This window comes from Myxosarcina sp. GI1(2024) (assembly GCF_053543375.1).
Map to the genome: position 1 here is coordinate 1,827,813 of NZ_JBKGTY010000001.1, position 23,227 is coordinate 1,851,039.

General features: G+C 45.1%; 19 protein-coding genes and 1 pseudogene. 3 read left to right on the plus strand and 17 right to left on the minus strand.

Annotation, left to right across the window (positions count from 1 at the left end):
* Positions 1–127: 127 nt before the first annotated feature.
* The 7 genes from ACLFKQ_RS08715 to ACLFKQ_RS08745 all read right to left on the minus strand — a co-directional run bounded on the left by ACLFKQ_RS08715 (position 128) and on the right by ACLFKQ_RS08745 (position 7,003).
* Positions 128–541, minus strand: coding sequence for a YidH family protein (locus tag ACLFKQ_RS08715; RefSeq protein ID WP_448999388.1), 414 nt, complete (start codon positions 539–541; stop codon positions 128–130).
* Positions 542–599: 58 nt separating this feature from the next.
* Positions 600–1,013, minus strand: coding sequence for a YidH family protein (locus ACLFKQ_RS08720; protein ID WP_448999389.1), 414 nt, complete (start codon positions 1,011–1,013; stop codon positions 600–602).
* A 104-nt stretch (positions 1,014–1,117) separates the two neighbouring features.
* On the minus strand, positions 1,118–2,482 hold the full coding sequence (locus tag ACLFKQ_RS08725; protein ID WP_448999390.1) for a DUF202 domain-containing protein: 1,365 nt from the start codon (positions 2,480–2,482) through the stop codon (positions 1,118–1,120).
* Positions 2,483–2,514: 32 nt separating this feature from the next.
* Entirely contained in the window at positions 2,515–3,954 is a 1,440-nt protein-coding gene (locus ACLFKQ_RS08730; RefSeq protein WP_448999391.1) for an MFS transporter, read from the minus strand.
* A 44-nt stretch (positions 3,955–3,998) separates the two neighbouring features.
* Entirely contained in the window at positions 3,999–5,120 is a 1,122-nt protein-coding gene (locus ACLFKQ_RS08735; protein WP_448999392.1) for a CemA family protein, read from the minus strand.
* 250 nt (positions 5,121–5,370) lie between these two features.
* The gene (locus ACLFKQ_RS08740) at positions 5,371–5,913 is read right to left on the minus strand and encodes a YqhA family protein (RefSeq protein WP_448999393.1); all 543 of its coding nucleotides are present in this window, start codon (positions 5,911–5,913) and stop codon (positions 5,371–5,373) included.
* Positions 5,914–6,067: 154 nt separating this feature from the next.
* Positions 6,068–7,003 carry an HAD family hydrolase gene (locus ACLFKQ_RS08745; RefSeq protein WP_448999394.1) on the minus strand — a complete coding sequence of 312 codons (936 nt, stop codon included), beginning with the start codon at positions 7,001–7,003 and terminating at the stop codon, positions 6,068–6,070.
* A 278-nt stretch (positions 7,004–7,281) separates the two neighbouring features.
* Between ACLFKQ_RS08745 and ACLFKQ_RS08750 the strand changes: the two genes are divergently transcribed.
* The 3 genes from ACLFKQ_RS08750 (at position 7,282) to ACLFKQ_RS08760 (ending at position 9,345) form a co-directional block, all read left to right on the plus strand.
* A complete protein-coding gene (locus ACLFKQ_RS08750; RefSeq protein ID WP_448999395.1) occupies positions 7,282–7,674 on the plus strand; it encodes a hypothetical protein in 393 nt (130 codons plus the stop codon).
* 143 nt (positions 7,675–7,817) lie between these two features.
* Positions 7,818–8,903: a neuromedin U gene (locus tag ACLFKQ_RS08755; RefSeq protein ID WP_448999396.1), complete on the plus strand. Its 1,086-nt coding sequence runs from the start codon at positions 7,818–7,820 to the stop codon at positions 8,901–8,903.
* Positions 8,904–8,994: 91 nt separating this feature from the next.
* Complete coding sequence (locus tag ACLFKQ_RS08760; protein ID WP_448999397.1) at positions 8,995–9,345, plus strand: hypothetical protein; 351 nt, start codon at positions 8,995–8,997, stop codon at positions 9,343–9,345.
* A 109-nt stretch (positions 9,346–9,454) separates the two neighbouring features.
* Here ACLFKQ_RS08760 and ACLFKQ_RS08765 read toward each other — a convergent pair whose 3' ends face one another.
* The 10 genes and pseudogenes from ACLFKQ_RS08765 to ACLFKQ_RS08810 form a co-directional block, all read right to left on the minus strand.
* Complete coding sequence (locus ACLFKQ_RS08765) at positions 9,455–10,315, minus strand: bile acid:sodium symporter family protein (RefSeq protein WP_448999398.1); 861 nt, start codon at positions 10,313–10,315, stop codon at positions 9,455–9,457.
* 18 nt (positions 10,316–10,333) lie between these two features.
* Positions 10,334–11,890 (minus strand): arylsulfatase, encoded by a 1,557-nt coding sequence (locus tag ACLFKQ_RS08770; protein ID WP_448999399.1) that lies wholly within the window; start codon positions 11,888–11,890, stop codon positions 10,334–10,336.
* A gap of 101 nt (positions 11,891–11,991) precedes the next feature.
* On the minus strand, positions 11,992–14,358 hold the full coding sequence (locus tag ACLFKQ_RS08775; RefSeq protein ID WP_448999400.1) for an arylsulfatase: 2,367 nt from the start codon (positions 14,356–14,358) through the stop codon (positions 11,992–11,994).
* A 232-nt stretch (positions 14,359–14,590) separates the two neighbouring features.
* Positions 14,591–14,938, minus strand: a complete 348-nt coding sequence (locus ACLFKQ_RS08780) for a hypothetical protein (protein ID WP_448999401.1) — start codon at positions 14,936–14,938, stop codon at positions 14,591–14,593.
* Between the two features lie 18 nt (positions 14,939–14,956).
* Positions 14,957–15,604, minus strand: a complete 648-nt coding sequence (locus ACLFKQ_RS08785) for a hypothetical protein (RefSeq protein WP_448999402.1) — start codon at positions 15,602–15,604, stop codon at positions 14,957–14,959.
* Positions 15,605–15,685: 81 nt separating this feature from the next.
* Positions 15,686–18,094, minus strand: a complete 2,409-nt coding sequence (locus tag ACLFKQ_RS08790) for a sulfatase-like hydrolase/transferase (RefSeq protein WP_448999403.1) — start codon at positions 18,092–18,094, stop codon at positions 15,686–15,688.
* A gap of 490 nt (positions 18,095–18,584) precedes the next feature.
* A complete protein-coding gene (locus ACLFKQ_RS08795) occupies positions 18,585–18,752 on the minus strand; it encodes a hypothetical protein (protein ID WP_448999404.1) in 168 nt (55 codons plus the stop codon).
* 137 nt (positions 18,753–18,889) lie between these two features.
* On the minus strand, positions 18,890–19,909 hold the full coding sequence (locus ACLFKQ_RS08800; RefSeq protein ID WP_448999405.1) for a formylglycine-generating enzyme family protein: 1,020 nt from the start codon (positions 19,907–19,909) through the stop codon (positions 18,890–18,892).
* A gap of 209 nt (positions 19,910–20,118) precedes the next feature.
* On the minus strand, positions 20,119–21,804 hold the full coding sequence (locus ACLFKQ_RS08805) for an arylsulfatase (RefSeq protein ID WP_448999406.1): 1,686 nt from the start codon (positions 21,802–21,804) through the stop codon (positions 20,119–20,121).
* 246 nt (positions 21,805–22,050) lie between these two features.
* Positions 22,051–23,113: pseudogene (locus ACLFKQ_RS08810) on the minus strand (IS630 family transposase).
* Between the last annotated feature and the right edge of the window lie 114 nt (positions 23,114–23,227).

Consider the following 23,227-nt stretch of genomic DNA (forward strand, 5'->3'; position numbering starts at 1 on the left):
TTTTAGACTAATTTTTAAGTCTTACGGTGACACTCCAAATGACGTGATGGCAAAATATTGTTTTCCTACCGAAAGCTTTACTGACTAAACGTTATCGCTATTTTAATTAAGTATTTATTATAAATGGCTATTGCCAGGGAAGAACGAACAAAGCCGCTACAAAGGCGACTAGTCCATAAAGCGTAATCGAACTAACTAGGGTACCCAGAATAAAGAGACGAGGAGTTCTGTCTAAATAATCTTCTCTTTCTAAAGAGCGTACTTCTTGCTTGTAGGCAAAAATCATCAGCACTAACAACAAGATACCTATAGCGATCGCCGTCAATCCGATAATACGAGCGAGATTTAGATCAAATGCTGGACTCCTGTCTGGAAACGCCTGATGCAATGCCGCCAAAATACTATCGAACCCCACACCAAAACCAATAATGCCAATACAGTTTTGAATCCAGCTTGCCATAGTACGTTCGGCAGCTTCACGGTTGCGTTCTTTTGCTAATTGAGTAGTGACGTTAGTTGGTCGGGGTGGAGTCGGACTCATAGGATTGGTTGTTGGTTGTCTGTTTTACACTAAGGACAAAGGTCAAAAGACAAATTATTTAAGTTATTGCTTTCCAGATGATGCCAATAAATGCGATCGCACCAATACAAATTAACCCCGCGGCTACGGTCAATCCCAGAGAACGCCGCGATTTATAGATATAATCAGCGTTACGCTGAATTCGCAGTAGTTCTTGACGATGTTCGATCGCGGCAGTAACCAGAGCGTACACTCCCAGACCAATAAATGCCAATCCAAAAAGACGGGAGAAGCGTACTCGGTTGATATCCTGAACTGCTTGAAAACTAAAAATCGCAGTAACTACACTATCGATACCAAAGCCAAAGGCGATTAGAGAAAGACTGGTGCGAATCCATGCCATAAGGGTTCGTTCTGCTGCGGCTCGATTACGCTCTTTGGCAAGTTCGGCTTGAATATTGGGCGGTTTAGAAGGTAACGGCGGCTGGTTCATAATTAATTCCAGTTAAATTATTAGTCGTTAGTTATTAGTAATTAGTTTTTTTACCAAGAATGAAAAACAAATGACAAATGACCGAGAACAAACGACGGACAACATCAAAAAGTCGTGGTTGCTATTTCCGTTTGAGCTTGCACCTTACCTTTCATCCAGGCGGAATAAGGCGCACCGACTACAATGCCAACGATTAAAACTCCAACGATGACGGGTATAATGTTCCCCTGTCCATTGAGAGCAGCAAGAGCGATCGCCAGTCCAGCATTACGAGCGATAGTGGCAACGGCAATTCCAGATTGAATATCGGGAGCCAAGCCAATGCTTGCAACCTGCCCGATGGCTAAACCGAGTAGGGTTATTAGAGCGGTAGCAATTAGTATTGTCGTCCCTAAATTGGGAACTATGTCTAAACTAATGATGAGGATAATAAGTACCAAAATGATAAACAGTGTATTGGCGATCGTACTAATTAGCTCCACGATCTCTGCTGCTACGTCTTTCCAGATAGTTGCCATGGCAACCCCAATACCTAGCGGTAGGAACTGCACGAGTCCCACCTGCTTGGCAACCTGTATAGCATTAACGGTTAATTCGGAACTAGAATAGAAGACGGCGAAGAACTTCAAGATTAGAGGAGTGACCACGATCGCCAGTAATGCCAGAGTTATTTGCAAGCTGAGAGTAAAGTCCAGACGGGCTCCGGCAGTTCCCGCTCGTTTGGTCAGCAGCGCGGGACCCGGTGAGGCAACCATAAACATTAGAGCTAGGACAAAAGTTTCGGGGAGATTGAAAACTGAAAGGATAGCTGCCAAGATAAAAGGCGGAATAATAATAATGGCAAGGAGCGATCGCGCAACGAGAACGGGCTGTTTCCAGAGAGCCAACAAGTCTTTAACTGACAATGCCGCACCCAGTGAAAGCATAATGGAGAACACTGAGAAGGAGACGAGGGTGGTCACAATTTGACTATTAAGGGTAATAATTTCTCTAAAGCTCACGTCCTGGGTAATTATGGGAACATAGCTGGCTAATCCGATAAACACGAGCACGATGGCGATGGTTATGGCAAAGGAACGGTCGGAGGCATAGTTGTATTTATATCGAGTACTTTCTAGATTTTTGAGCACGCGCCAGTAGTTAAGGGTGCCTCCCGCCAGGGCAACTACGCCCAAGACAATCAAACCCAGTCCTAAAACCCGTTCTTCAGTAAGTTGATTTACTGAGGTTCCAGTTTGGGACTGCTTGAGGTAGGTAAAAAAGCGATCGATGCCAAAGCCAAAACTAATCATTGAGAGGGAAGTACGAATCCAAGCCATTAAGGTGCGTTCGGCTGCCAGGCGATTGCGGTCTTTGGCTAGTTCATTGCGATCGCTGGCAAGTTCGGTGCGAGTTATAGCAAGTTCGTTGCTGCTCGCTCCGGCAAAGGAAGACTCGGCAGGATTGGGAGATTGAGAGGGATCGTTCATGATATGGAAAAGTAACAATATAGTAAAGTAATTTATTCGCTGCTAACCGTTTCGAGCGACCGCCCGGTAGTTTCCACGCGCAATAAATAAGTAATGACGGCAGCTAGGATGCAAATTACCGACAGAAGTAGTAAGAGAATCGGAGTACCGAGAGATTTATCTAGAGTAGGCAACGTAAAGGTACCCAACACCGCTCCTGCTTTGGCAACTGCTGCCGCCAAGCCCGCTCCACTAGCGCGAATCGAGGTAGGAAAAACTTCTCCTGATAACAGAAACGTCGTGGAGTTGGGACCTGCATTCATCATCAGGTTAAACACAAAAAATCCCAAGAAAACCAGCACGATATTGGAGGTAGTACTAGCAGGAAATAAATCCGAAGCGGCTAAAATTGCCAAACCGACCGCCATGCCGATAAAACCAGCAATTTGCAGTCGAATCCGCCCGACTCTTTCTACCAGTAAAACCGCTAGCAAAAATCCCGCAATTAGAAACAGATCTACAAACGCCGAGCCTTTTGCCGAAGCCATTTCTCTCATCAAAAAATTATCTTCGGCGGCAAATGCCAAGGTACCAATAATTGCGGGGGTGAAGATGCCGATGCCATAGGTGGCAATATCCTGTAAAAACCAGGGAATCGAGGCAAAAGCTGTATTGCGGCGATACTGCGGCGAAAACAGCGCACTGTATTTAAGACTGGGTTCGCGACTGGGGGGATCAGTTTCGGGGGTAATGGTAATTGATTCTGCTAGCAAAGTCGTTGCCGCTTCGGAGGCTTCCTCATATTCGCCCCTAGCGATGTAGTAACGGGGACTTTCTAACAGAAAGCTCAAGCGGAGTACGCCCACTGCGATCGCTAGCAGTAACCCAATACCGAGCATCCAACGCCAGGCATATTGAATTGCTGGCTGTGCTGTATCGGGATACATATTTTGGAATAGAGCGATAAGTGTCAATCCAGTTAAAGCACCCAGAAGCGCGCCGATTGACTGAAAGGTAAAAGCACCAATTACCATCCGTCCCCGCAACCTCGAGGGCACATTTTCGGTAATGTAGGAAACGCTGATGGGATAGTCGGCACCGATACCGACTCCTACTAGAAAGCGGAAAAAAATTAGCGAGGTGGCATTCCAAGCTAAAGCAGTTCCCGCCGTAGCTATTACAAATAAGAGAACGTCTACAATTAGCATCCGCTGTCTCCCTACTTTATCGGTAATTGGACCTAGAGTAAGCGAGCCAAACAGAGAACCTGCCACTGCCGCTACCGCTACCGCGCCAATTTGAGCCGAACTCAAGCTAAAATCCCGTTGCAAAAAGGGAATTGCCACGCCAATGATAAAAAAGTCAAAGCCATCTAGGGCAATCAGTCCAGCAGATAATGCCCACAGCAGCCACATAACGCGAGTAAGCCGAGACTCATCCAAGCGTTCTTCAAATGACTGTGGTTTGGGAGTGGTTACTGTAGTAGTAGTCATAAATTAAGATTTTCCTTTTGAGATAAGAAAATATGCTTCAATCTCTAAGTATTCATGCGTTCGTAAATTGCCGAAGAAGCAGGTGAAAAACGAGTTAGATAGGTAAAAATCCAAAATTTGAGACAGGAATCGAGGAAAACAGGCACCGTGGCAATAAATCCTTTAATAAATGTCTCATTAGCCGGAATGCCAAAGTGTTCGGCAATACTTTCTAAAATAACTTCCCAGCCTTCTGCTGAATGGAAGCCAACAAACATATCTGTAACTAAAATAAATAGAAACACCTTGACTGGATCGTATAAATTAAGAAACGAGCGATTAACAGTATGACGCAGGATAGCAATTTTGTTACGTCCAAAGTAAACCAGTACTGCGAAAACTGCCAAAGCTACTCCGTCAGCTAATAGATTCTTTAACCCATTTAATTCTTCATTTCGCGATTCTTGCCAAAGCTCGACGGCAGCTTCTTCAAGTTTTTCCCTTTTGAACTCTGGTGTTAGTTCGGGTATTATGCCCAACAAGTATTCCACATCGAGTTTATCGTTAAGCAATCGTATTTCCTCGTCAAATTTTTCCTGGATTGCCTGGGTGAGTTCGATCCGTTTGGGATTGCGATCGCTATAATTGCCCAAGATAGGGTCGAATAATAAATTTTTTGCCAAAATCTGAGTCAACAACGGAACCAGAATAATAATAATTATCCACCTAGTAGCAATTCGATTATGTTGGCGGCGTAGACGAATATTGATAACTGCTTGTCGCTCGTATTCTGCTTCTCGCGCTTCAGAACGAAAGGGTTTTAGCTTTCCAAATAAAGATCGCGATTGTCTCGGTTGAGAGTCAGCTTCAATAATTGGCGGATCGATAACTTGGGCTGTAGTTGCCTCAGATTTAGAAGTGGCTCGTTCGGCTGACTCGGGAAGTTCGCTAGCAGTAATCTTGTCTTTTGAGTCGAGTAACTCAGCATCGGGAAAGCTATCTTCTCGATACTTGGCAATAACAGATTCTATGTAATTTAGTTTTTCGACGATTTCATCGCCTTGAAAACCTATATTCCCTCCAGAATCAGTCGTATCCTGGTTAGAACGTTGGCGATTGGAGAGAAAATTTCCAATACCGAACTGAATTAGATTAGACCGAATATTGAGCAGTTGGCGATCGCGCAAACTTCGGACATAGTCATATACCGTTTTGCTGCGATCGGGACTGTAGGCGATTTGCTCTCCATTAAAATACTGAGTTTCCAGTTCCGAAATTACCCGCGCACTCCTTCCTATAGGCTGCTTCGAGCACTAGCTGTTGGCGACGCTCGAGCCAAAGATTAAAACGGTTGGTAAAATTTCCCAGATTCATTGTTAATGTATTAGCTCTATTGGTACTGGGGAAGTAGCGTCAATATATATATTCAATATTTAACTATGATTCTCCTTCAGACATAAATCTGGTACTCAGCGCGATCGCCACAATTGACAGGGGAATGATAATAATTTTCCAAGCAATTTCGCTAGGAGTTACGGCTTCCAAGATGCGTTTGACGAAGACTACGCTCAACAGAACTAGAAGTACCTCCAATAAACTTTTTTTGAGTGCGGCAATATTTTCAACTCTCAACCACTGGGGAATTTCTAAGTCTTCTTCTTTAAAGTGAATAAACAGTGCATAGATACCATAGGCAAAGGAAAGAAATGCCAAACCGATAAGAAAATTATCCAGTGCTTCTAACAGACGCAGCGTAGCTTCTTCCGTCGCACCTACAGGCATGGTATTTGTGCCTCCCTCAAAAGCGATCGCAAAGGCGGCGATAGTTTCTTTGATTCCCAATAAAATCATCAGTAATGAAGCAGCTAGGGAAGCAAATACTGGAATCGCGCTAATCCATCGGGATACAGAAAGCATTTTTAACAACACTGGCATTTCTGCTTTAGATGTTGGTTCGTCGTCTTTAGTTTTAATATTCATAATTTGTTTTCTAAGAAAAGTCGAGCATGACGATTGGGGTTTTTTGTTTTTTGTTGTTTGTTATTTGTCCTTGGTTATTCCCTATTTATTGTTTGTCATCAATTAAGGCTTAGTAGAAATTACCACCTGCCTTCCGCCTCCTGCCTTCTGCCTTCTAATGACCAATAACTGATGACTCAGGAAAAATTCGCTTCCAGTCACGCTTCATGCTGATAACGTTCCAGTTACGCTCTTTTGCCATTGCTAAGGCTCCTTCGGCATTGCGATCGTAGGCGTATTCGCGATCGCCATCGTCGTGATGCACCAGTAGGTTTATATACGGTTTGCCACTAGCTGCGGCAAACTCCATCATTTCGATATCGCCGTTGCTATTGCCTACGGTTAAAATCGGCGGTCTGCCAATATGAAGCTGAATGTTAATTGGCTTACCAACAGCATCGTTAAAAGGTTCGACAATGCCTAATTGTCTGACCAGTACTGGTTTACCATTTCGATATTCCCAGGCAAGTTTCATATTAGAACCAATAGTGCGATCGCGAGGTACATTGTAAACCTCTTCGACAAATACTCGCATAAAGTCCATCCCACCACCAGAACAAATAAACACCCCAAAATCGTTTTCATGGAGATAATCAATTAGTTCTCGCATTGGTTGATAGATCGTCTGGGTGTAGGGGACTTTAAAACGAGGATGACGAGCTGTTGCCAACCAGGCTAAGGCTCTAGTTTCCACTTCCTCTTCCGTCCAGCCCACTCCCGTTTCCACAATCATGGCGATTAATTCTTGAAGCTTATCGCCAGTAGAATACATCTCAAACCAGGCGGTATCATTTTCTACAGTCGCTCGATAGAGAGGTTTTTGGAGTAAATCGGGATTTGCCTTGGCATCGGCAGCAACTTTATCTAAAATTCGCGCCACTTGATTGTATACGGGCTTTTCGCACCAGAGAGTACCGTCATTGTCAAAGGTAGCAATTCGTTCTTGGGGTTTGACATAGTTGGCGTGAGCTTTATCTGTAAGCGCCCTGACAAACTCTAAAATTGCTTGTTTGGTTGGCGTATCGTTCCATGAAGGTAAAGGAGTAACCATAAATCTTCAAAACTTGCATAGATGACAGAATACCTCTAAGAAATAAGAAAGTTGTAACTAAATATAAATATCTATATAAATATCTCGTCCAGTTAATTTTTTTTGGCTATGAACGAGCGATCGCGCTACTAACTACCAATCACCTTAATCCGAGGGCGACTTATAGCCACAACTATTATGTTGTGAATATTGGTTCAATCTCTATAACTTTCTTATAAGTTCTTATTTTGTTCTTACATCTTAGTTGTAAACTTTTTTCAGTTGAGAAGTTTCTAACCATGAAAATTATTTTGGCAAATTTGGCAAGCGAACTCGTCACTCGTATTGATGGTCCTTTGCACTTTCGATTTTTCCTACAGCCAATTATGGCAACATTGTTTGCCTTCCGCGATGGTCGCCTGGATGCTAGGGAAGAACGAGATCCCTACGGTTGGACAATCCTAACTAATCCCGAACATCGCCGATTTTTACTCCAAGATGGTTGGAAAGGAATTTCTAAAGTTTTTATCCTCGCCTTGGTACTAGACTTCATTTACCAATTTATCGCCTTGCGATCGCTAAATCTGGTGACTGCCGTCATTGTTGCTTGTCTCCTATCTATAGTTCCTTATGTACTATTACGAGGACCATTCAATCGAATAATGAGTTTAAAAAGCAATAAAAGAAGATGATATTGATTCAAAAATGTTTGGCAAAAAAGAATCTTTTCAGCTTTATATTGAGATTTTTACTAGTCAAGTAGCTTAAAGGAGTTTTTGTTACGTTGCTTAAAAGAATTTATCCGTTTTTTTCAAAATTTTCGGCTGCTTTTCTATTGTTAAACAGTTTAGTCGCACCAGCGATCGCTAACGAAGCAGTACAGTCTGAACAGAAGAAACATTCTATTTTGTTTTGGCAAGATTTAAATTCAGTGGCTAGTGTAGCGAAATTACCACAGTTTTTAACAGACACTAAAGAATACAGTATCGATCATAGTAGTACCTTAATATTAGTCCAGCCAGAAAAAGATCTGCCCAAACACAACGCACCTATAAACACTAATGCTGAAGCTCTTTTACCAGTTGCTTTAAAAACTAATTCCGACATTCTTTCCGAGTCCATATATCAAAGACAAACACCAGAAGCAATTGCCCAATCAAATCCAGATGTCGATGAAGATAACGGAGGTGGAGATACAGACTTGCGATCGCAGTCTCAAAACCCCGTAGCAAATTTAATCAGTTTACCCTTTCAAAATAATACTGACTTTGGTGTAGGAGAATTCGATCGCACTCGGAATACTCTCAACATCCAGCCTGTTATCCCTTTTTCCCTAAATGACAACCTATTGCTAATTAGTCGGGTAATTCTCCCTGTAGTTTATCAACCGCAGTTGACTTCAGGTGGAGATGACGCATTTGGTTTGGGCGATCTCAACCCGACTTTCTTTTTCTCTCCCAAAAATTCCAGTAATATAACTTGGGGCGTAGGACCGACTTTTGTAATTCCTACTGCAACAGATGATATCTTGGGTACGGGTAAGTGGTCCATAGGACCCAGTGCCGTAGTTGTAGTGACTAGGGAGAATATGGTTTTTGGAGGGCTTACCAACCAAGTTTTTTCTTTTGCAGGTGACTCAGACCGCGAAGATGTAAGTCAGTTTTTGCTGCAACCATTCTTCAACTATAATTTACCAAATGGTTGGTATCTTGTTAGCGCACCAATTATTACAGCTAATTGGGAGGCTTCATCTGACGATACTTGGACTGTGCCTATTGGGGGGGGTTCGGCAGAGTTTTTTCTATTGGCAAGCAACCAGTTAACGCCTCTCTTCAAGGTTACTGGAATGCTGCTAAACCCGATGGAGGTGCTGATTGGACTTTGCGAACTCAATTGCAACTCTTGTTCCCTCAGTGAATAGCTTTTGTAATAACTCAAGGATTTGACGAGTTACAGCTTGAGAGTAAGATTAAACCAGAAAAAAATCAATCACTTAATATCTTAATATCCTCATGAAAACACTGTATTTTTTAACCTTAGTACTGGGCTTTAGTTCTGTAAATTTTCTATCACCTAATAAAGCTCTAAGTTCGACTATTATTGTTCAATTAGAAGACATCACGAATGTTACTATTTCTGCTTTAGATAAATTAGGCTATGAGTGCCAAACAGCAAGTGCAGCAGCAATAATTTGCAAAAAATGCTCTGAGGAAAGCAGTGTTTCAGAAAAATGTACTGCTTATATCTGCGATAGCGTTACTAAAAAATGTCGCAAACAAGAAGCTAATCTTCCCCAACTGCCTAATTCCGATGGCGATGGAGAAAATAGCGAACCAGAAATGCCATCTCTTCCCGATTTTTAGCCTTAATTCGTTTGGCGATCGCTCATTAGCAAAGCTCGCATTAGCTAAATTGCTGCTAGTACGAGTAGCAGCACGAGCGCTTATCAATTTTAGACCTCGAACCTGAAAATCACCTGCGTTTTATCCATTGAGTATAGGGTAAGTTGACAATAATACCAATGATTTGAGCCACCAGGATAGTTAAAATCGCATCGGCTCGTGCCAGAGAAGTGGCAATAAAAATCGCCAATCCCAAGTTACGAGCGATCGAGGCTATGGCGACACTAGCCTGGAACTGCTTGGCGTAACCACTAGCCAAGACATGACCTATTGCCAAGAGCAATACGTTAAACAGGGCGATCGCCAAAAAAGGCAGCCAGCCCAAGGTTAACAGCAGCTTTGTGGAGATAAGCAAGATTAACAGTGCGAGCACTAAAATTAATAGCAGCACTTGAGATACTTTATTAAGAATTGCCGCTAATTTTTCTACCCACTCCGCCCGAACTTGATGAATAGCAAAGCCGATACCGAGGGGTAAAAATTGCACCAAAGCTACCTTTTTGACAATTAACCAAATATCGAGACTGACATCGCTAGCATCAGGAAATCCCGCTTGAAACAGGCTGAGAATTAATGGAGTTGCTATTATCGTCATCAGAGCCAGAGTTACCTGCATATCCAAAGCCAGTTCTCGACTTACCCCTGCCTGGGAAATACGTTGAGTAAGCAGGGGCGGACCAGGGGCAGCCATTAGCAGTGCCAGAGCGATCGGTACGGGTTTGGGCAGATCGACGGTTAAAATCAACAGTGCTAATAATAAAGGCGGCAAAACTACCGTAGCAACCAGCGTTCGGATAACCAATCCCTTCTGCTGCCAAAACTCCCGCAGTTGGGCGAGTGACAAGCTCATTCCTAAAGAAAGAACGAATGTAAAGATAGTTATCGATACAAACGCTTGAAAAAAGGGACTACTGGGGCTGATAATACTCATGAGTCGAGAACCTCCGAGTTAATTTTTAGAACTGGCTTCGAGCTTTTCTAGAGCTTCGTCTAGGGAGAACGAGGCAGGCTTTTGCCTAGGGGGAAATTCCTTAAAACTCTTCAGGAAATTGGCTACATATTTTTGCGCGGGAACCAAAAGGAAAATGTGATGGTGCATCCAGTCGGGAAAGTTATCAGCATCGATATATGCTCGCTCGAAAGGATCGCGCCGCAGACTGAAAATGTAGGGTGCCCTTAGCTGAATTAAGGGTTTTTGCCAAACGTCATAGCCGGTTGCTGGCTGCTCTAAAAATACTGCCTTCCACTCTTTATGGCGCAGTGCCGCCAAATCGCCGTCATCAGTAAAATAGAAAAATTCCTTTCTCGGTCCTTCGTCTGTAGCACCCGTGAGGTAGGGCAGAAAATTATAGCCGTCGAGGTGAACTTTAAACTTTTTATTGCCAGCGCGATCGCCTTGTAGTAATTTTTCTTTAATATTGGGTTCTCCCGCTGCAGCTACCAAAGTCGGAAACCAATCCAGGGCGGACATAATTTCATTGGAAACGGTACCTGCGGGAATATGTCCCGGCCAGCGCACGATCGCCGGAACTCGGAAACCTCCTTCCCAGGGAGTATCCTTCATGCCGTGAAACGGAGTCATGCCACTATCCGGCCAGCCGTAAACTGCCGCGCCGTTATCGGTGCTGTAGAGAACGATTGTATCGTCGGCAATTCCCAAGCGATCTAGTTCGTCGAGAAGTTGTCCCACCTGAGCGTCATGTTCTACCATACCGTCGGCTTCTAAGCCATAGCCAGTAACCCCTTTAGATTCTGGCTTGAGGTGGGTGTACATGTGCATTCGCGTGGTGTTGAACCAAACAAAAAAAGGCTTATCGTCGCTGGTGGCGCGTTCGATAAAGTCTGTGGCTGCCTCCAAAAATTCCTCGTCGATGGTTTCCATGCGTTTCGAGGTTAGAGGTCCGGTGTCTTCAATTTTTCCGTCAGCGTAGGAATGAAGAACCCCACGCGGTCCGTATTGTTGTTTGAACTCAGGGTTTTTGGGATAGTCGGGAAATTCTGGTTCTTCTTCGGCGTTGAGGTGATAGAGGTTGCCAAAAAACTCGTCAAAGCCATGAGCCGTAGGCAGAAACTCATCTCGATCGCCCAGATGGTTCTTGCCAAATTGCCCAGTGGCATAGCCCATTGGTTTGAGGATTTCGGCAATGGTAGGATCTTCTGGCTGAAGACCCAACTTAGCTCCCGGCAGTCCAACTTTGGTCAAACCAGTGCGAAAGGTACTCTGTCCGGTAATAAAGGCTGCCCGACCAGCAGTACAGCTATTTTCGGCGTAGTAGTCGGTAAAATGCATTCCTTCTTGAGCTAGGCGATCGATGTTAGGGGTTTGGTAGCCCATCATGCCGTCGTTATAGGCACTGGTGTTGAACCAGCCGATATCGTCGCCCCAGATGACTAAAATGTTGGGTTTTTTGTCAGTTTGCGCCCAAACTGGCGATATGGTGGTTTGAAAGAAAAATGTCAGGGCGATCGCTATCACAACCGTTATTTTCCATATTTGTTGCAGCATTGTTGCTCTTTCTCGGTACTAATTTTTATTAAATCGCGAAGCAATAATTTAGGTTGAGGAAAGGGAAACCAGAAAGTTTCCCACTTCCCCAAGTTAGAAAACTAGGCGTTTAGATCGATCGCCACTTGCTTGAGCTTGCCTGTAAAGGTAAAGGGTAATTCGTAGCTTTCTCTCACTGGAGTTCCCGTGTCAAAGCCGACATCGAAGGTTTCATCCAGAGTGATTCGGTTGGGAAGAGTCTTTTCAACCCGACCCTGACCGATTTTGCGGTTGTTAGCATAGAGCGTTACTGTAGCTCCTGCATAGGGTTTATCGGCATCGGTTTTGTATTCTGCTTTTAAAGTTACATTTCCTGTCGGCACATCGCGATCGGAAATGACATCGTACCGTTCAACGTCGGCTAAATTGTAGTGGTACACTAGCTTGTCATCCTGAATAAATAGCCCATAACCTGAAAAACGTCCTCCCAACGTCGCTAGCATTCCTTTTGCACCTTCGTCTGGGATAGTTACATCGGCAACGATCGTATGGCTGACGTGCTTGAGGTCGGGAGTAGAGCCTTCAGGTACTCGGATACCTCTGGGATAGGCAAAGTGAGTTCGTCCTTGAGTCAGGCTGGGACGATTGGCAACGTCCAAACGCTCTGTTTTGCGACCATCGAGAGGCAAGACGCTATACTTGGCTGCTTCGGCGTAAAAGAGATCCTTCATCTCCTGTAGTTTTTCTGGCATTTGGTCTGCCAAATCTACAGCCTGGGTAAAGTCTTCATCGACGTGATATAGTTCCCAGTCTAGATTGAGAATATCTTTGTCGGTTGGCGGGTTGGGATTCCAAGGTTCGTTCCACAAAGCACTCGCCATCCAGCCATCGCTGTAAATGCCCTGGTTGCCCAGCATCTCGAAATACTGGGTAGTATGACGAGTCGGAGCGTTAGCATCGTCGAAAGTATATACCAAGCTAGTGCCTTCAATCGGCTTCTGTCCGATACCGTTTACCTGGACGGGCTCGGGAATGCCCACTGCTTCTAGAATCGTCGGGGCGATATCGATGACGTGACCAAACTGATAGCGTTTACCTCCCTTATCTTTAATCCGTGCGGGCCAAGAAATTCCCATGCCGTTACGAGTGCCGCCAAAGTGAGAGGCAATTTGCTTCGTCCACTGGAAAGGAGAATCCATCGCCCACGCCCAGGCTGCAGGAAAGTGGTTGTAATACTGCGGTCCGCCCAAATCCTCGATCGCTGCTTCTTTTTCTTCCAGACTTTCTGGTAGGGCATTAAAGAAGGTCATCTCGTTGAGCAGTCCTTCAAAACCGCCTTCGGCACTAGAGCCGTTATCCCCAGCAATGTAGAAAATTAGCGTATTGTCTAATTTACCCAATTCGTCGATCGCCTCGATGACCCGTCCCACTTCATGGTCGGTCTGAGCGGTAAACCCCGCAAACACTTCCATCATGCGAGCGTAGACTTTTTGTTCTTCAGGAGTCAGAGAATCCCAAGCCTGTAACGATTCGGGACGAGGAGTTAGCTGGGCATCGGCGGGAATGACTCCTAGTTTTTTCTGCCGCTCGAAAGTCTCTTCGCGGTATTTGTCCCAGCCCATGTCAAACTGCCCTTTAAACTTGTCGCTCCACACTTGAGGAACCTGGTGTGGGGCATGAGTAGCACCCGTAGCAAAGTAAGTGAAAAAGGGTTTTTGGGGCGAGACGGCATTCAATTGCTGAATGTAGTTAATTGCATGGTCGGCTAGGTCAACGGTCAGATGATAAGGAGAACCGTCGGCATTAGTTTTAGGGGGTTCGAGCCGCGTAGTATTTTCTACCAGGGCTGGGCTGAACTGATCGGTGTCACCACCCACAAAGCCATAAAAGTAATCGAAACCCAAACCTCTGGGCCAGCGGTCAAAAGGACCTGCCACGCTGCTTTCCCAGTCGGGGACGTTATGATTTTTGCCAAACCAGGAAGTGCTGTAGCCGTTAGCCTGTAAGATTTGGGCAAAAGTAGCAGCATTTTCGGGAATTACTCCAGAATAGCCAGGATATCCCGTACCCGCTTCGGTAATTACGCCAGTACCGACGGAATGATGGTTACGTCCCGTCAATAGGGCAGCACGAGTCGGAGAACAGAGGGCAGTGGTGTGAAACTGAGTATATTGCAGTCCATTTTTAACTACCCGATCCATCGTTGGAGTGGGAATGCTGCCGCCAAAGCTGCCAAACTGTCCGTAACCCGCATCATCGATCAGCACCAGCAAGATATTGGGGGGATTTTCGATGCCAAAGGTTTCAGGTAACTTGAGTTCGGTTTTGACGGGTTCGGATGTTGTATAAGTCAAGCCCACCTTGCCTTTAAATGGTTTGGGAGGATGGGGCAGAATTTCCTGCGCCAAGGCAGGTGAGATGGTGGTTTGTAAGATGAAAGTTAGAGCGATCGCAGTGGCGAGCGTTACTTTCCAGATGTGTTTGAACATTTTTAATCTTTGTAAATTGACTAAATAAAATCGATCTTTCTATGCGATCGCCGGGGATATTGTGGTTTTCAAAACAAGGGGGCGATTGCAATTAATGTCAAAGCATCCTTTAGAATTCGTTTGAACATATAGACCTGTCTTGAAAATAAATTCTGAACAGAGAGCTGAGAACAGTCGAAAAAAGATGGGGTTTTAAGCGCGATAGTCCTCCTGCATGAATTGACAAGAAAGGTTATTGCCAGGCAAAAACCCGACTCCAATCGGTTTTCATACTGACGACGTTCCAGCCCTCTTGCCGAGCTGTGTTAAGGGAAGCATTGTCGGCTTCGCTGTAGGCAAACTCGCGCTCCTCGTCATCGTGGTCGATTAAAAGTTGGAAGGTTGGATAGGGCGCACTCTGGCTGTAGGTAAGCATGGCAATATCGCCACCGGAGCGCACATTACCGCAGGCAAAAACGGGCGGTTGACCGATGGCGCGATCGATCCCGATAGGCTTGCCAGTCTTGTCGTTAATTAGGTCGATTTTGGGCAATCGCCAGATGACATTATTCCCACCGACCGAGCGGTATTCTTTCTCCAAGGAACTGCCGATAACCTGTTAGGGGACGATGCCGTACATGGACTCGGAGATTAACCGTACAAAGTCGATGCCGCCACCAGTGCAAATCCAGGTCTGAAAACCGTTGGCACGCAGGTAGGCTAAGAGTTCGACCTGGGGTTGATAGCCTAGTTCGGTGTATTTGACCCCGTATTGCGGATGGCTGGCAGTTTCTAGGAAAGCTTGCGCCTGGAGCTCATACTCACTCTGGGGCATATTGGCGCTGACCGTAGCCAGGAGCTTTACCAGCTCTGCCCTCGCTTCAGGTCGATCGAAATAGCTTCGATCGCGCTCGAGCAATGCCATCACCACAGGCTGGTTTGCCAATTCGGGCTGCACCTCGATACGAGCCTTCACCTGGGAGATGACAAACATGCCCTGTGCCAAGGGTTGTTCGCACCAGAGAGTGCCATCGTTATCAAAAGTGGCGATGCGATCGCCTGGAGGAATATAGCCTTTATTCCCCTCTGTCGTAGCTTGCCGCACAAAGTCTAAAATGGCGGATTTAATCTGTCCCTCTCGCCAGGAAGTTAGAGGCTCGGGTGTAGCTGTCAGGTTCTGTTGGCTGGACCAGAATAAGAATTTAGCCGTGGGAATCGCGATCGCTGCCGGGAGCAGTTTTAAGAAGTGCGAGCGAGTCAGTTTCATGGGTCAGTAACTCTTAATAGGTTAGCGATCGGAGTGGATTTCTAGATTTTTAACCAACCTAGAAATCCGGATGAGCTTTGCTTACTTCAACGCAAATTTAACTTCATCGATCTTGCCTGTGAACTCGAACTTGCCCTTATTTTCATAGGCAGGGTCGATCGCCGTAATCGAGTCGCGACCCACCTCAAAGGGTTCTAAACCGTGACGGAATAAAGAGCGAGTTAGTTTGCCCTCCCCGGCTGGCTTGTCATTGACAAACAGCCTGAGAGTGCCGCCTCCTTCTTGAGAGCCATCGGGAGTAAACTCGGTCTTGAGGGTAACTTTGCCTTTGGGCAAGGTAACAGTTCCTGGAATGGTGACATTTCCAATATCGACAACCGTATAGCGGAAGTTAGGTTTGTTGTCTTTAACGTACAGCGACCAGCCAACGGAAAAACCACCAGCACAGGTAATAACCCCTTCTGCTCCTTTTTGGGGTATGGTTACATCGGCAGTGATAGTATGCCCTCTGGGGAACAGTTGCGGCCCTATTGGCTCTGGCATGCGGACATTATTGCCGTAGTAAGTCCAGCTAGTTGGAGGTTCACCACTAACTCGGAGTTTGGGATCGAGCCGCTCGGAAAATCGGGGATCGAGGGGAAAAACATCGTACTTCTTGGCTTCCTCGACAAACTTAGCCTGCAATTGCTTCAGTTTTTCGGGATTTTGTGCCGCTAAGTCATTAGCCTGACTAAAATCTTCTTCTAGGTTGTATAGCTCCCAAGGGGCATCTTGGAAATCCCCATAACGACTCGCCGTATCCCAAGGCACACCAAAGTGACTCGAAGCCATCCAGCCATCATCGTAGATAGCACGATTGACAAACATCTCGAAGTATTGGGTGGTTCTTTTGTCCTTAGCATCTGGTTCGTCAAAAGAGTAAACCATACTAACTCCTTCGATGGGCTTTTGGGTAATACCATTAACTTCTTCTGGTTCGGCAATATTTGTTGCTTCTAAAATTGTCGGCACCACGTCGATAACGTGATGAAACTGGGTGCGCATTTCGCCTTGAGACTGAATACCTTTGGGCCAGTGAACCACCATCGGGTTACGAGTTCCGCCTAGGTGACTGGCTACCTGCTTCGTCCACTGGAAGGGAGAATCCATCGCCCATGCCCAACCGACAGGAACGTGGGGTTCGCTCTTTGGATCGCCGATTTCGTCGATTCGATTGATGGTGCTTTTTAGTCCTAACTGAATACCCAGCAGGCTAGCTAGTTCGCTAAAAGTACCTTCTAAACCACCCTCGGCACTGGCTCCGTTGTCGCCAACGATGTAAAAGATCAGGGTGTTGTCTAATTCTCCAGACTGCTCTAAGGAGTCAATCAAACGACCAACGTGATAATCGGTATGCGCCATGAATCCAGCATAGTTTTCCATCAGCCGAGTGTAAACTGTTTTGGCCTCTTCGGGCACCTCGTCCCAGGCTGGTATTTCTTCTGGGCGAGGGGTGAGTTTAGTACCTTCGGGAATGATGCCCATCTCTAGCTGTTTGTTGTAGATCGTTTTCCGTTGCTCGTCCCAACCTTGGTCGAACTGTCCTTTAAATTTTTCTCGCCATTCTGGGGGAGCGTGATGGGGGGCGTGAACTGCTCCCGTGCTGAAGTAGACAAACCAAGGTTTATCTGGGTCAGCAGCACGCACATTGCGCGTCCAGGCGATCGCTTCATCGGTCATATCTACAGTAAAGTGATAGCCTTCTTCAGGGGTTTTGGGGGGATCGACGGGTACGGTATTGCGGTAAAGAGTGGGATAATATTGGTTAGTTTCTCCTTGGTTAAAACCATAGAAATAGTCAAAACCCAGACCTGTAGGCCAGCGATCGAAAGGTCCAGCAGGGCTGATGGCTGGCTCTGGTGTGTTGTGCCACTTGCCAAACATAGCCGTAGCATAACCGTTGTCTTTGAGGGTTTCTGAGACTAGAGCAGTGCTTTTGGGAATGATGCCTGTATAGCCCGGATAACCCGTTCCCATCTCGGTAATGACTCCCGTGCCAACACTGTGATGATTGCGTCCTGTAAGCAAGGCAGCGCGAGTAGGACTACACAGTGCTGTAGTGTGGAAACGTGTGTAGGAAACTCCGTTACTAGCCAGCTTATCTAGGTTGGGTGTGGGTACGGGTCCGCCAAAGGTAGAAGTCATACCGAAACCCACGTCATCTAGCAGGATGATCAATACGTTGGGATCCCCTTCAGGAGCGTCCAATGGCGGCGGATAGCTAGGAACGGAATCTTTATATGTTTTGCCGACTCTGCCCTCAAATACGGGGTCGGGTTTGGGTAGTTGGGTAACCGTCTGAGGGGCTTTATTGAAATTGAATTTGTTGGCGGAATAGTTAGCGGCGATCGCAGCACTACCAAAAGGTAAATTACCTATCAGCAGCAAGGCTATAGAAAGAGCGATCGCAACAACCGTTTTGCCGCACCGATAGAGAAATGAATGTTTCATGATTTTAAGGATTGAAATTCACTGTCTTAGAGTTACGAGTTTGAAACGCAGGGAATATATAAAATAATTAGACCGGAGAATCGTTCCCAGAGCAAATATAAAGCTAGATAGTAGGAAAACTGCCTTCAATCTGCTCTCGTACGAACAATTTAATTGCATTACGTAATTTTTCACAATTTCTCTATAAACAACGCTGAGTTTTCACAGTTGTCCAATATAGAGCAAAGATATAAGAGCCAGATAAGAACTTATAAGAATCTCATCAAAGACAGCGATCGCTAATTCAACTGCAACAAAAGCATCGATTTCAAGGTCGAGTCGGGTATTTATTTATTGGTAGATAATTCCATCCTGAATTAGTTGATTTTGCTGAAAACTTGACCGACCTGGACTAGCATATTGCTCGATTCGCTCGATGGCAGCTAGGATCTCCTTGTGATGTCTTTGGTCCCACTCCAACGTCAAACGCTTTCACGTTGGAAGCTTCTCGTTAAGCTGCTAGAACAATAATTTCCGATTGACGATCTCGAATTGTCTTCCACAGACGGCGCTTACTTTCTTCAGGAGGATGCTGGCGCACCATCTGTTCGATTTCGGTCGTGAGCTGTAACTGCTCGTCAAGAGTTAGCTTTTGGGCTTGGGCAAGTAATTTTGGCAATAGCTCGTAATTAACAGCTGAACCTCCATCAATTTGACTACATTCTCTGTTTCCACTCCCCACAATTCCTTATCGAGATTCACTCTTGTGACTGCCATACTCACTCGCGTTCGGTTCATTCACTCAGATAATTTTTATTATTCGTTCAAAGCCAAAATTCCACGAAACCCGATGTGAGTCGTTCCCGTATCGGGTGCCTGGGATTCTCTTGCCGCAGGACGATAGCGACTGCAATAGTTTTTGGCGCAAAGATAAGAACCCCCTTTGACTACGTGCATGGCTCCGTCAGCAGGTTTTTTGGGGTCGAAACTCTCTTCTTTGGCGGGTCCCGTAGGATCGCTGCTGTGGGCTTTGTTGGCATGGCTAACAGCAAACCAGTCGGAAGTCCACTCCCAGACATTACCAGTCATATCGTACAAACCGTAGCGATTGGGAGAATAGGAGCCGACGGGAGCAGTTCCGATATAGTTATCTTCTTTAGTATTAAAAAAGGGAAAGATTCCCTGCCAGGTATTGGCTTTCTGGGCAGAATACTCATTTCCCCAAGTAAATTTCTTATTCTTTAATCCTCCCCGTGCCGCAAATTCCCATTGAGCTTCAGTAGGCAGGGTTTTACCCGCCCAGTTGGCGTAGGCGACGGCATCTTCATAGGCAATATGAACTACGGGATAATTATCTTTACCTTCGATATCGCTATTAGGTCCATAGGGATGTCGCCAGTTGGCTCCTGGAGTCCAGTGCCACCAGCTTAAATAGGCTATTTGTCGGCTATCTTCCGCAGGAGGCTCAAAGACCAAAGAACCCGCTGCCCTTTGTTCGTCGGGTAAATCGGGAAACTGTTCTTTGGAAAGGGGACGTTCGGCGACGGTTACGTATCTCGTTGCTTCGACAAATTTCGCAAACTCGGCGTTAGTTACTTCGTGTTTGTCGATGCAAAACGGACTCACCGAAATGTCCTCAGCAGCTTGCTCTTCGACAAATTCAGAGTTGTCAGCTCCGATAGTAAAAGAACCTCCTGAGATAAATACCATACCGTTCGGGCAGGAAGAAGCTTTGCTAGCTTGGACTGGTAAAGGAAAACTCAATAAACTAATTAAGGCAATCGTCACAGCAATACCAAAACCCACTAATCGTTTTTCAAGATTATTTCTAAACATTTTTATACTTGCAATATAGATAAACCAATTTATTTCAATACGAGATTAAAAAATCAAAAGAAAAAATAAAGCGATCGCCAATTCTCGATAAAGCAGGAAAGAGGTTTCCCATCTCCCTGCTCTGACTTCAAACGTCATCAGTCTTTCTTTTGACTAAAAACGAATGACTAATGACCAATGACCAATGACCAATGACCAAATCGTTATTGCTAGCTAGCGGGAGGTTTTAGCTTCTCAAGCACTTGGTCGATGGTAAAACTAGCTGCTTCCTGACGTGGAGGATATTCTTTGAAAGTTGCTAAAAAATCGCCTACATATTCCTGAGCCGGTACCAATAAGAATACATGATCGATCGTCCAATCCCAGTAAGTATTAGAAGTAATACTGGCTCTTTCATAAGGATCGGTGCGGAGATTGTAGATCCAGGGTATTCGAGTTGCCACAAATGGCTCAGTCCAGAGATCTAAAGTACCGGGTGTCCGCTGCTGGGCAAAGTGTAGTTTCCAGTTGTCATAGCGTAGTGCTAGCAGGTCGCCGTCATCGGAGAAGTAAAAGATCGACTTTCTGGGACTATGCTCTTCCTGTCCTGTTAGGTAGGGCAAAATATTGTAGCCATCTAGATGTACCTTAAATCTCTTGTTGCCTGCTCGGTAATTATTTAACAGTTTTTCCTTAATGTCTGGTTCTCCGGCAGCAGCTACCAAAGTAGGCATCCAGTCTAGGTGAGAGACAATCTCGTTGGATACCGAACCTGGTTCGATATGTCCGGGCCAGCGCACGAAAGCAGGTACGCGGAAAGCACCTTCCCAGCCAGTATCTTTCTCGCTGCGAAAGGGAGTCATCGCAGCATCGGGCCAAGAGTTCATGTGAGGACCGTTATCGGTGCTATACATGACTATCGTATTGTCGGCAATTCCTGCCTCATCGATCGCATCTAAGATCTGACCGACGTTTTTGTCGTGGTCGATCATCGTATCGTGATAGAAGGACTGCCAGCGTCCTGCTTGACCCAAACTTTCGGGCTTGGTATGGGTGCGGAAGTGCATGTGGGTGAAGTTCGTCCACATAAAGAACGGTTCTCCAGCCTGCGCTTGCTTCTTGACATATTCAACAGAGCGATCGGCAATATCATCGTCGATAGTTTCCATCCGCTTGCGAGTTAGAGGACCCGTATCTTCAATTTTTCCATCTGCGAAGGAATGCAAGACTCCACGAGGACCATATTTTTTACGAAACTCTGGATCTTGGGGATAGTCCGGTAGTTCTGGTTCTTCCTCGGCGTTAAGGTGATAGAGGTTGCCGTAAAATTCGTCAAAGCCATGAGCCGTAGGCAAAAATTCATCCTTATCGCCTAAGTGATTTTTACCAAATTGAGCGGTAGCGTAACCCTGAGCTTTCAACATTTCGGCAATAGTCGGATCTTCAGCTCGCAGACCCAAATCGGCACCGGGAAGACCAACTTTACTCAAACCAGTGCGGAAAACGCTCTGTCCGGTAATAAAAGCCGATCGCCCTGCGGTACAGCTTTGCTCGCCGTAATAGTCGGTGAAGGTCACTCCTTCTTTAGCCAGGCGATCTATATTGGGAGTGCGGAAGCCCATCAGACCCTTAGTATAGGCACTGATGTCGCTCTGCCCGATATCGTCACCCCAAATCACTACAATATTGGGTTTATCAGAGCTTCGAGTGGTAGTCAGTTGGGCGATTTTCTGCGATGCAGGTTTCAAATCGCTCGAGGAATAGTCTGCTGCTAAAGCTACACTATTGCTCCAAGTACCGAGATTAAACAGCATCAGTAAAGATGCTGCGATCGCTATCTTAGCAACACGGAGTAGCCTTATTAGCATTTTTTTACTTCGTTTGACTGCTTCTAGAGCAAAAGAAATACATTTCATTGAAAAACTAATTTTTTCTCTTGGTTGAATTTCGTTACCAAGAGAAAAATACTACGAAAATATCTGGATCTTATAAGAACTTGTAAGAAAGTTATAAAAATACATTGAATTAATCTTGGGTTAAGATTGCTGCTGCCATAACGCTGGTGATAAATATGATTTTCTGATTTAAATTAGCTGTCAATATCGACCAGACAGAGCGGAAAAAATAAGACGATGGGGAACGCAAATTATTTATATAAGTAGCTAGGCAGAATTAAATATAAAACGTTTTAAGTGGTAATCGCTTTGTTCACTTCGACGATTCATTCCTTGAATAATTGTCATAGCCAGATCGTATTCATTATCAAAGATACGCCCAGCAATTTCATGGGTTTTGAGTTGATGCCACTGTGTTTCAATCTTATTCAATTCGGGACAATAAGGAGGAAGAAAAAACAATAACAATCCTTGTTCTGACCAACCTTGCCAACAGGCACGAACTTCCTGACTTTTATGTATAAGACTGTTATCTTGAACAACAACAGTAAGTTTTCCTGTTTTCTCGAATAAAGAAGCAGCTTTTTGGGCAATCCAGTTCATTACTTTGATATAGCTTTGACTCTTGAAGCCACCTTGGGCTAGACCATATTCCAAGCTTTTTCCTTCTTGCCATAGACCTAAAATACTGATTCTTGAACCATATCGTTTTGGACTTTGTTGGAGACACTTCTGCTCCCCAATTAGACTATAACTATAGCTCACTGGACTCCATAAACAAAACCCTGCCTCATCTAGATATTTCAAGTCTATGTAACCTTCCTTAGCTGCAATTTTTAGCAGATCTAAGTCAGCCTTCTTAATTTGTTTGAGAGGTTGATTTTGTTTTTTTCTGTGGCTCTGTCTGGTTCTTTTCCAGCGATATCTTTTTTTTTAAGATTCTTCTTAAGCGATCGCTACTTAAATCTACTGCCCTCTTCTGCTTTAGTTTTCGGGCAAGTTGAGTACTGTTATAAGTTCGTTGCTCCTGATTTAAGCAAGTTTCTATGTATTCAATATCTTCGGTTTTCCACTTGGTTTTTGCTCCTCTTCCAGGTTCTTCCCACAATCCTACTAACCCTCTAGCTTCCCAACGTCTAATGGTTGCTCTGAGCGTGTGTTCGTGACAATTAAATATTCTGGCAATTTCTGGCACGTTTTTGCCTTGAGCATTTAATTTGAGCATATGTGCGCGGTCGCGAGTCCGATATGGAACTGAAATTGCTTTACGTAATTCGGCTAAGGTTTTTTCTTCTTCAGGATTCAGTTTTATACGCAGTGGTGCTGGCATACTTGGTTCATGTTCTGTCCTTTCTATCTTATATTTAATTACACCCACCTACTTAAATCTAAATTCATCAGAAGTAATATGATGCTTAAGTCTATCGAACATCAGTTTGACGAG

Coding starts and splice junctions, on each gene's coding strand:
- ACLFKQ_RS08715 (WP_448999388.1), bottom strand. CDS start 541: ATGAGTCCGACTCCACCCCGACCAACTAACGTCACTACTCAATTAGCA.
- ACLFKQ_RS08720 (WP_448999389.1), bottom strand. CDS start 1,013: ATGAACCAGCCGCCGTTACCTTCTAAACCGCCCAATATTCAAGCCGAA.
- ACLFKQ_RS08725 (WP_448999390.1), bottom strand. CDS start 2,482: ATGAACGATCCCTCTCAATCTCCCAATCCTGCCGAGTCTTCCTTTGCC.
- ACLFKQ_RS08730 (WP_448999391.1), bottom strand. CDS start 3,954: ATGACTACTACTACAGTAACCACTCCCAAACCACAGTCATTTGAAGAA.
- ACLFKQ_RS08740 (WP_448999393.1), bottom strand. CDS start 5,913: ATGAATATTAAAACTAAAGACGACGAACCAACATCTAAAGCAGAAATG.
- ACLFKQ_RS08745 (WP_448999394.1), bottom strand. CDS start 7,003: ATGGTTACTCCTTTACCTTCATGGAACGATACGCCAACCAAACAAGCA.
- ACLFKQ_RS08750 (WP_448999395.1), top strand. CDS start 7,282: ATGAAAATTATTTTGGCAAATTTGGCAAGCGAACTCGTCACTCGTATT.
- ACLFKQ_RS08760 (WP_448999397.1), top strand. CDS start 8,995: ATGAAAACACTGTATTTTTTAACCTTAGTACTGGGCTTTAGTTCTGTA.
- ACLFKQ_RS08765 (WP_448999398.1), bottom strand. CDS start 10,315: ATGAGTATTATCAGCCCCAGTAGTCCCTTTTTTCAAGCGTTTGTATCG.
- ACLFKQ_RS08770 (WP_448999399.1), bottom strand. CDS start 11,890: ATGCTGCAACAAATATGGAAAATAACGGTTGTGATAGCGATCGCCCTG.
- ACLFKQ_RS08775 (WP_448999400.1), bottom strand. CDS start 14,358: ATGTTCAAACACATCTGGAAAGTAACGCTCGCCACTGCGATCGCTCTA.
- ACLFKQ_RS08785 (WP_448999402.1), bottom strand. CDS start 15,604: ATGAAACTGACTCGCTCGCACTTCTTAAAACTGCTCCCGGCAGCGATC.
- ACLFKQ_RS08790 (WP_448999403.1), bottom strand. CDS start 18,094: ATGAAACATTCATTTCTCTATCGGTGCGGCAAAACGGTTGTTGCGATC.
- ACLFKQ_RS08800 (WP_448999405.1), bottom strand. CDS start 19,909: ATGTTTAGAAATAATCTTGAAAAACGATTAGTGGGTTTTGGTATTGCT.
- ACLFKQ_RS08805 (WP_448999406.1), bottom strand. CDS start 21,804: ATGAAATGTATTTCTTTTGCTCTAGAAGCAGTCAAACGAAGTAAAAAA.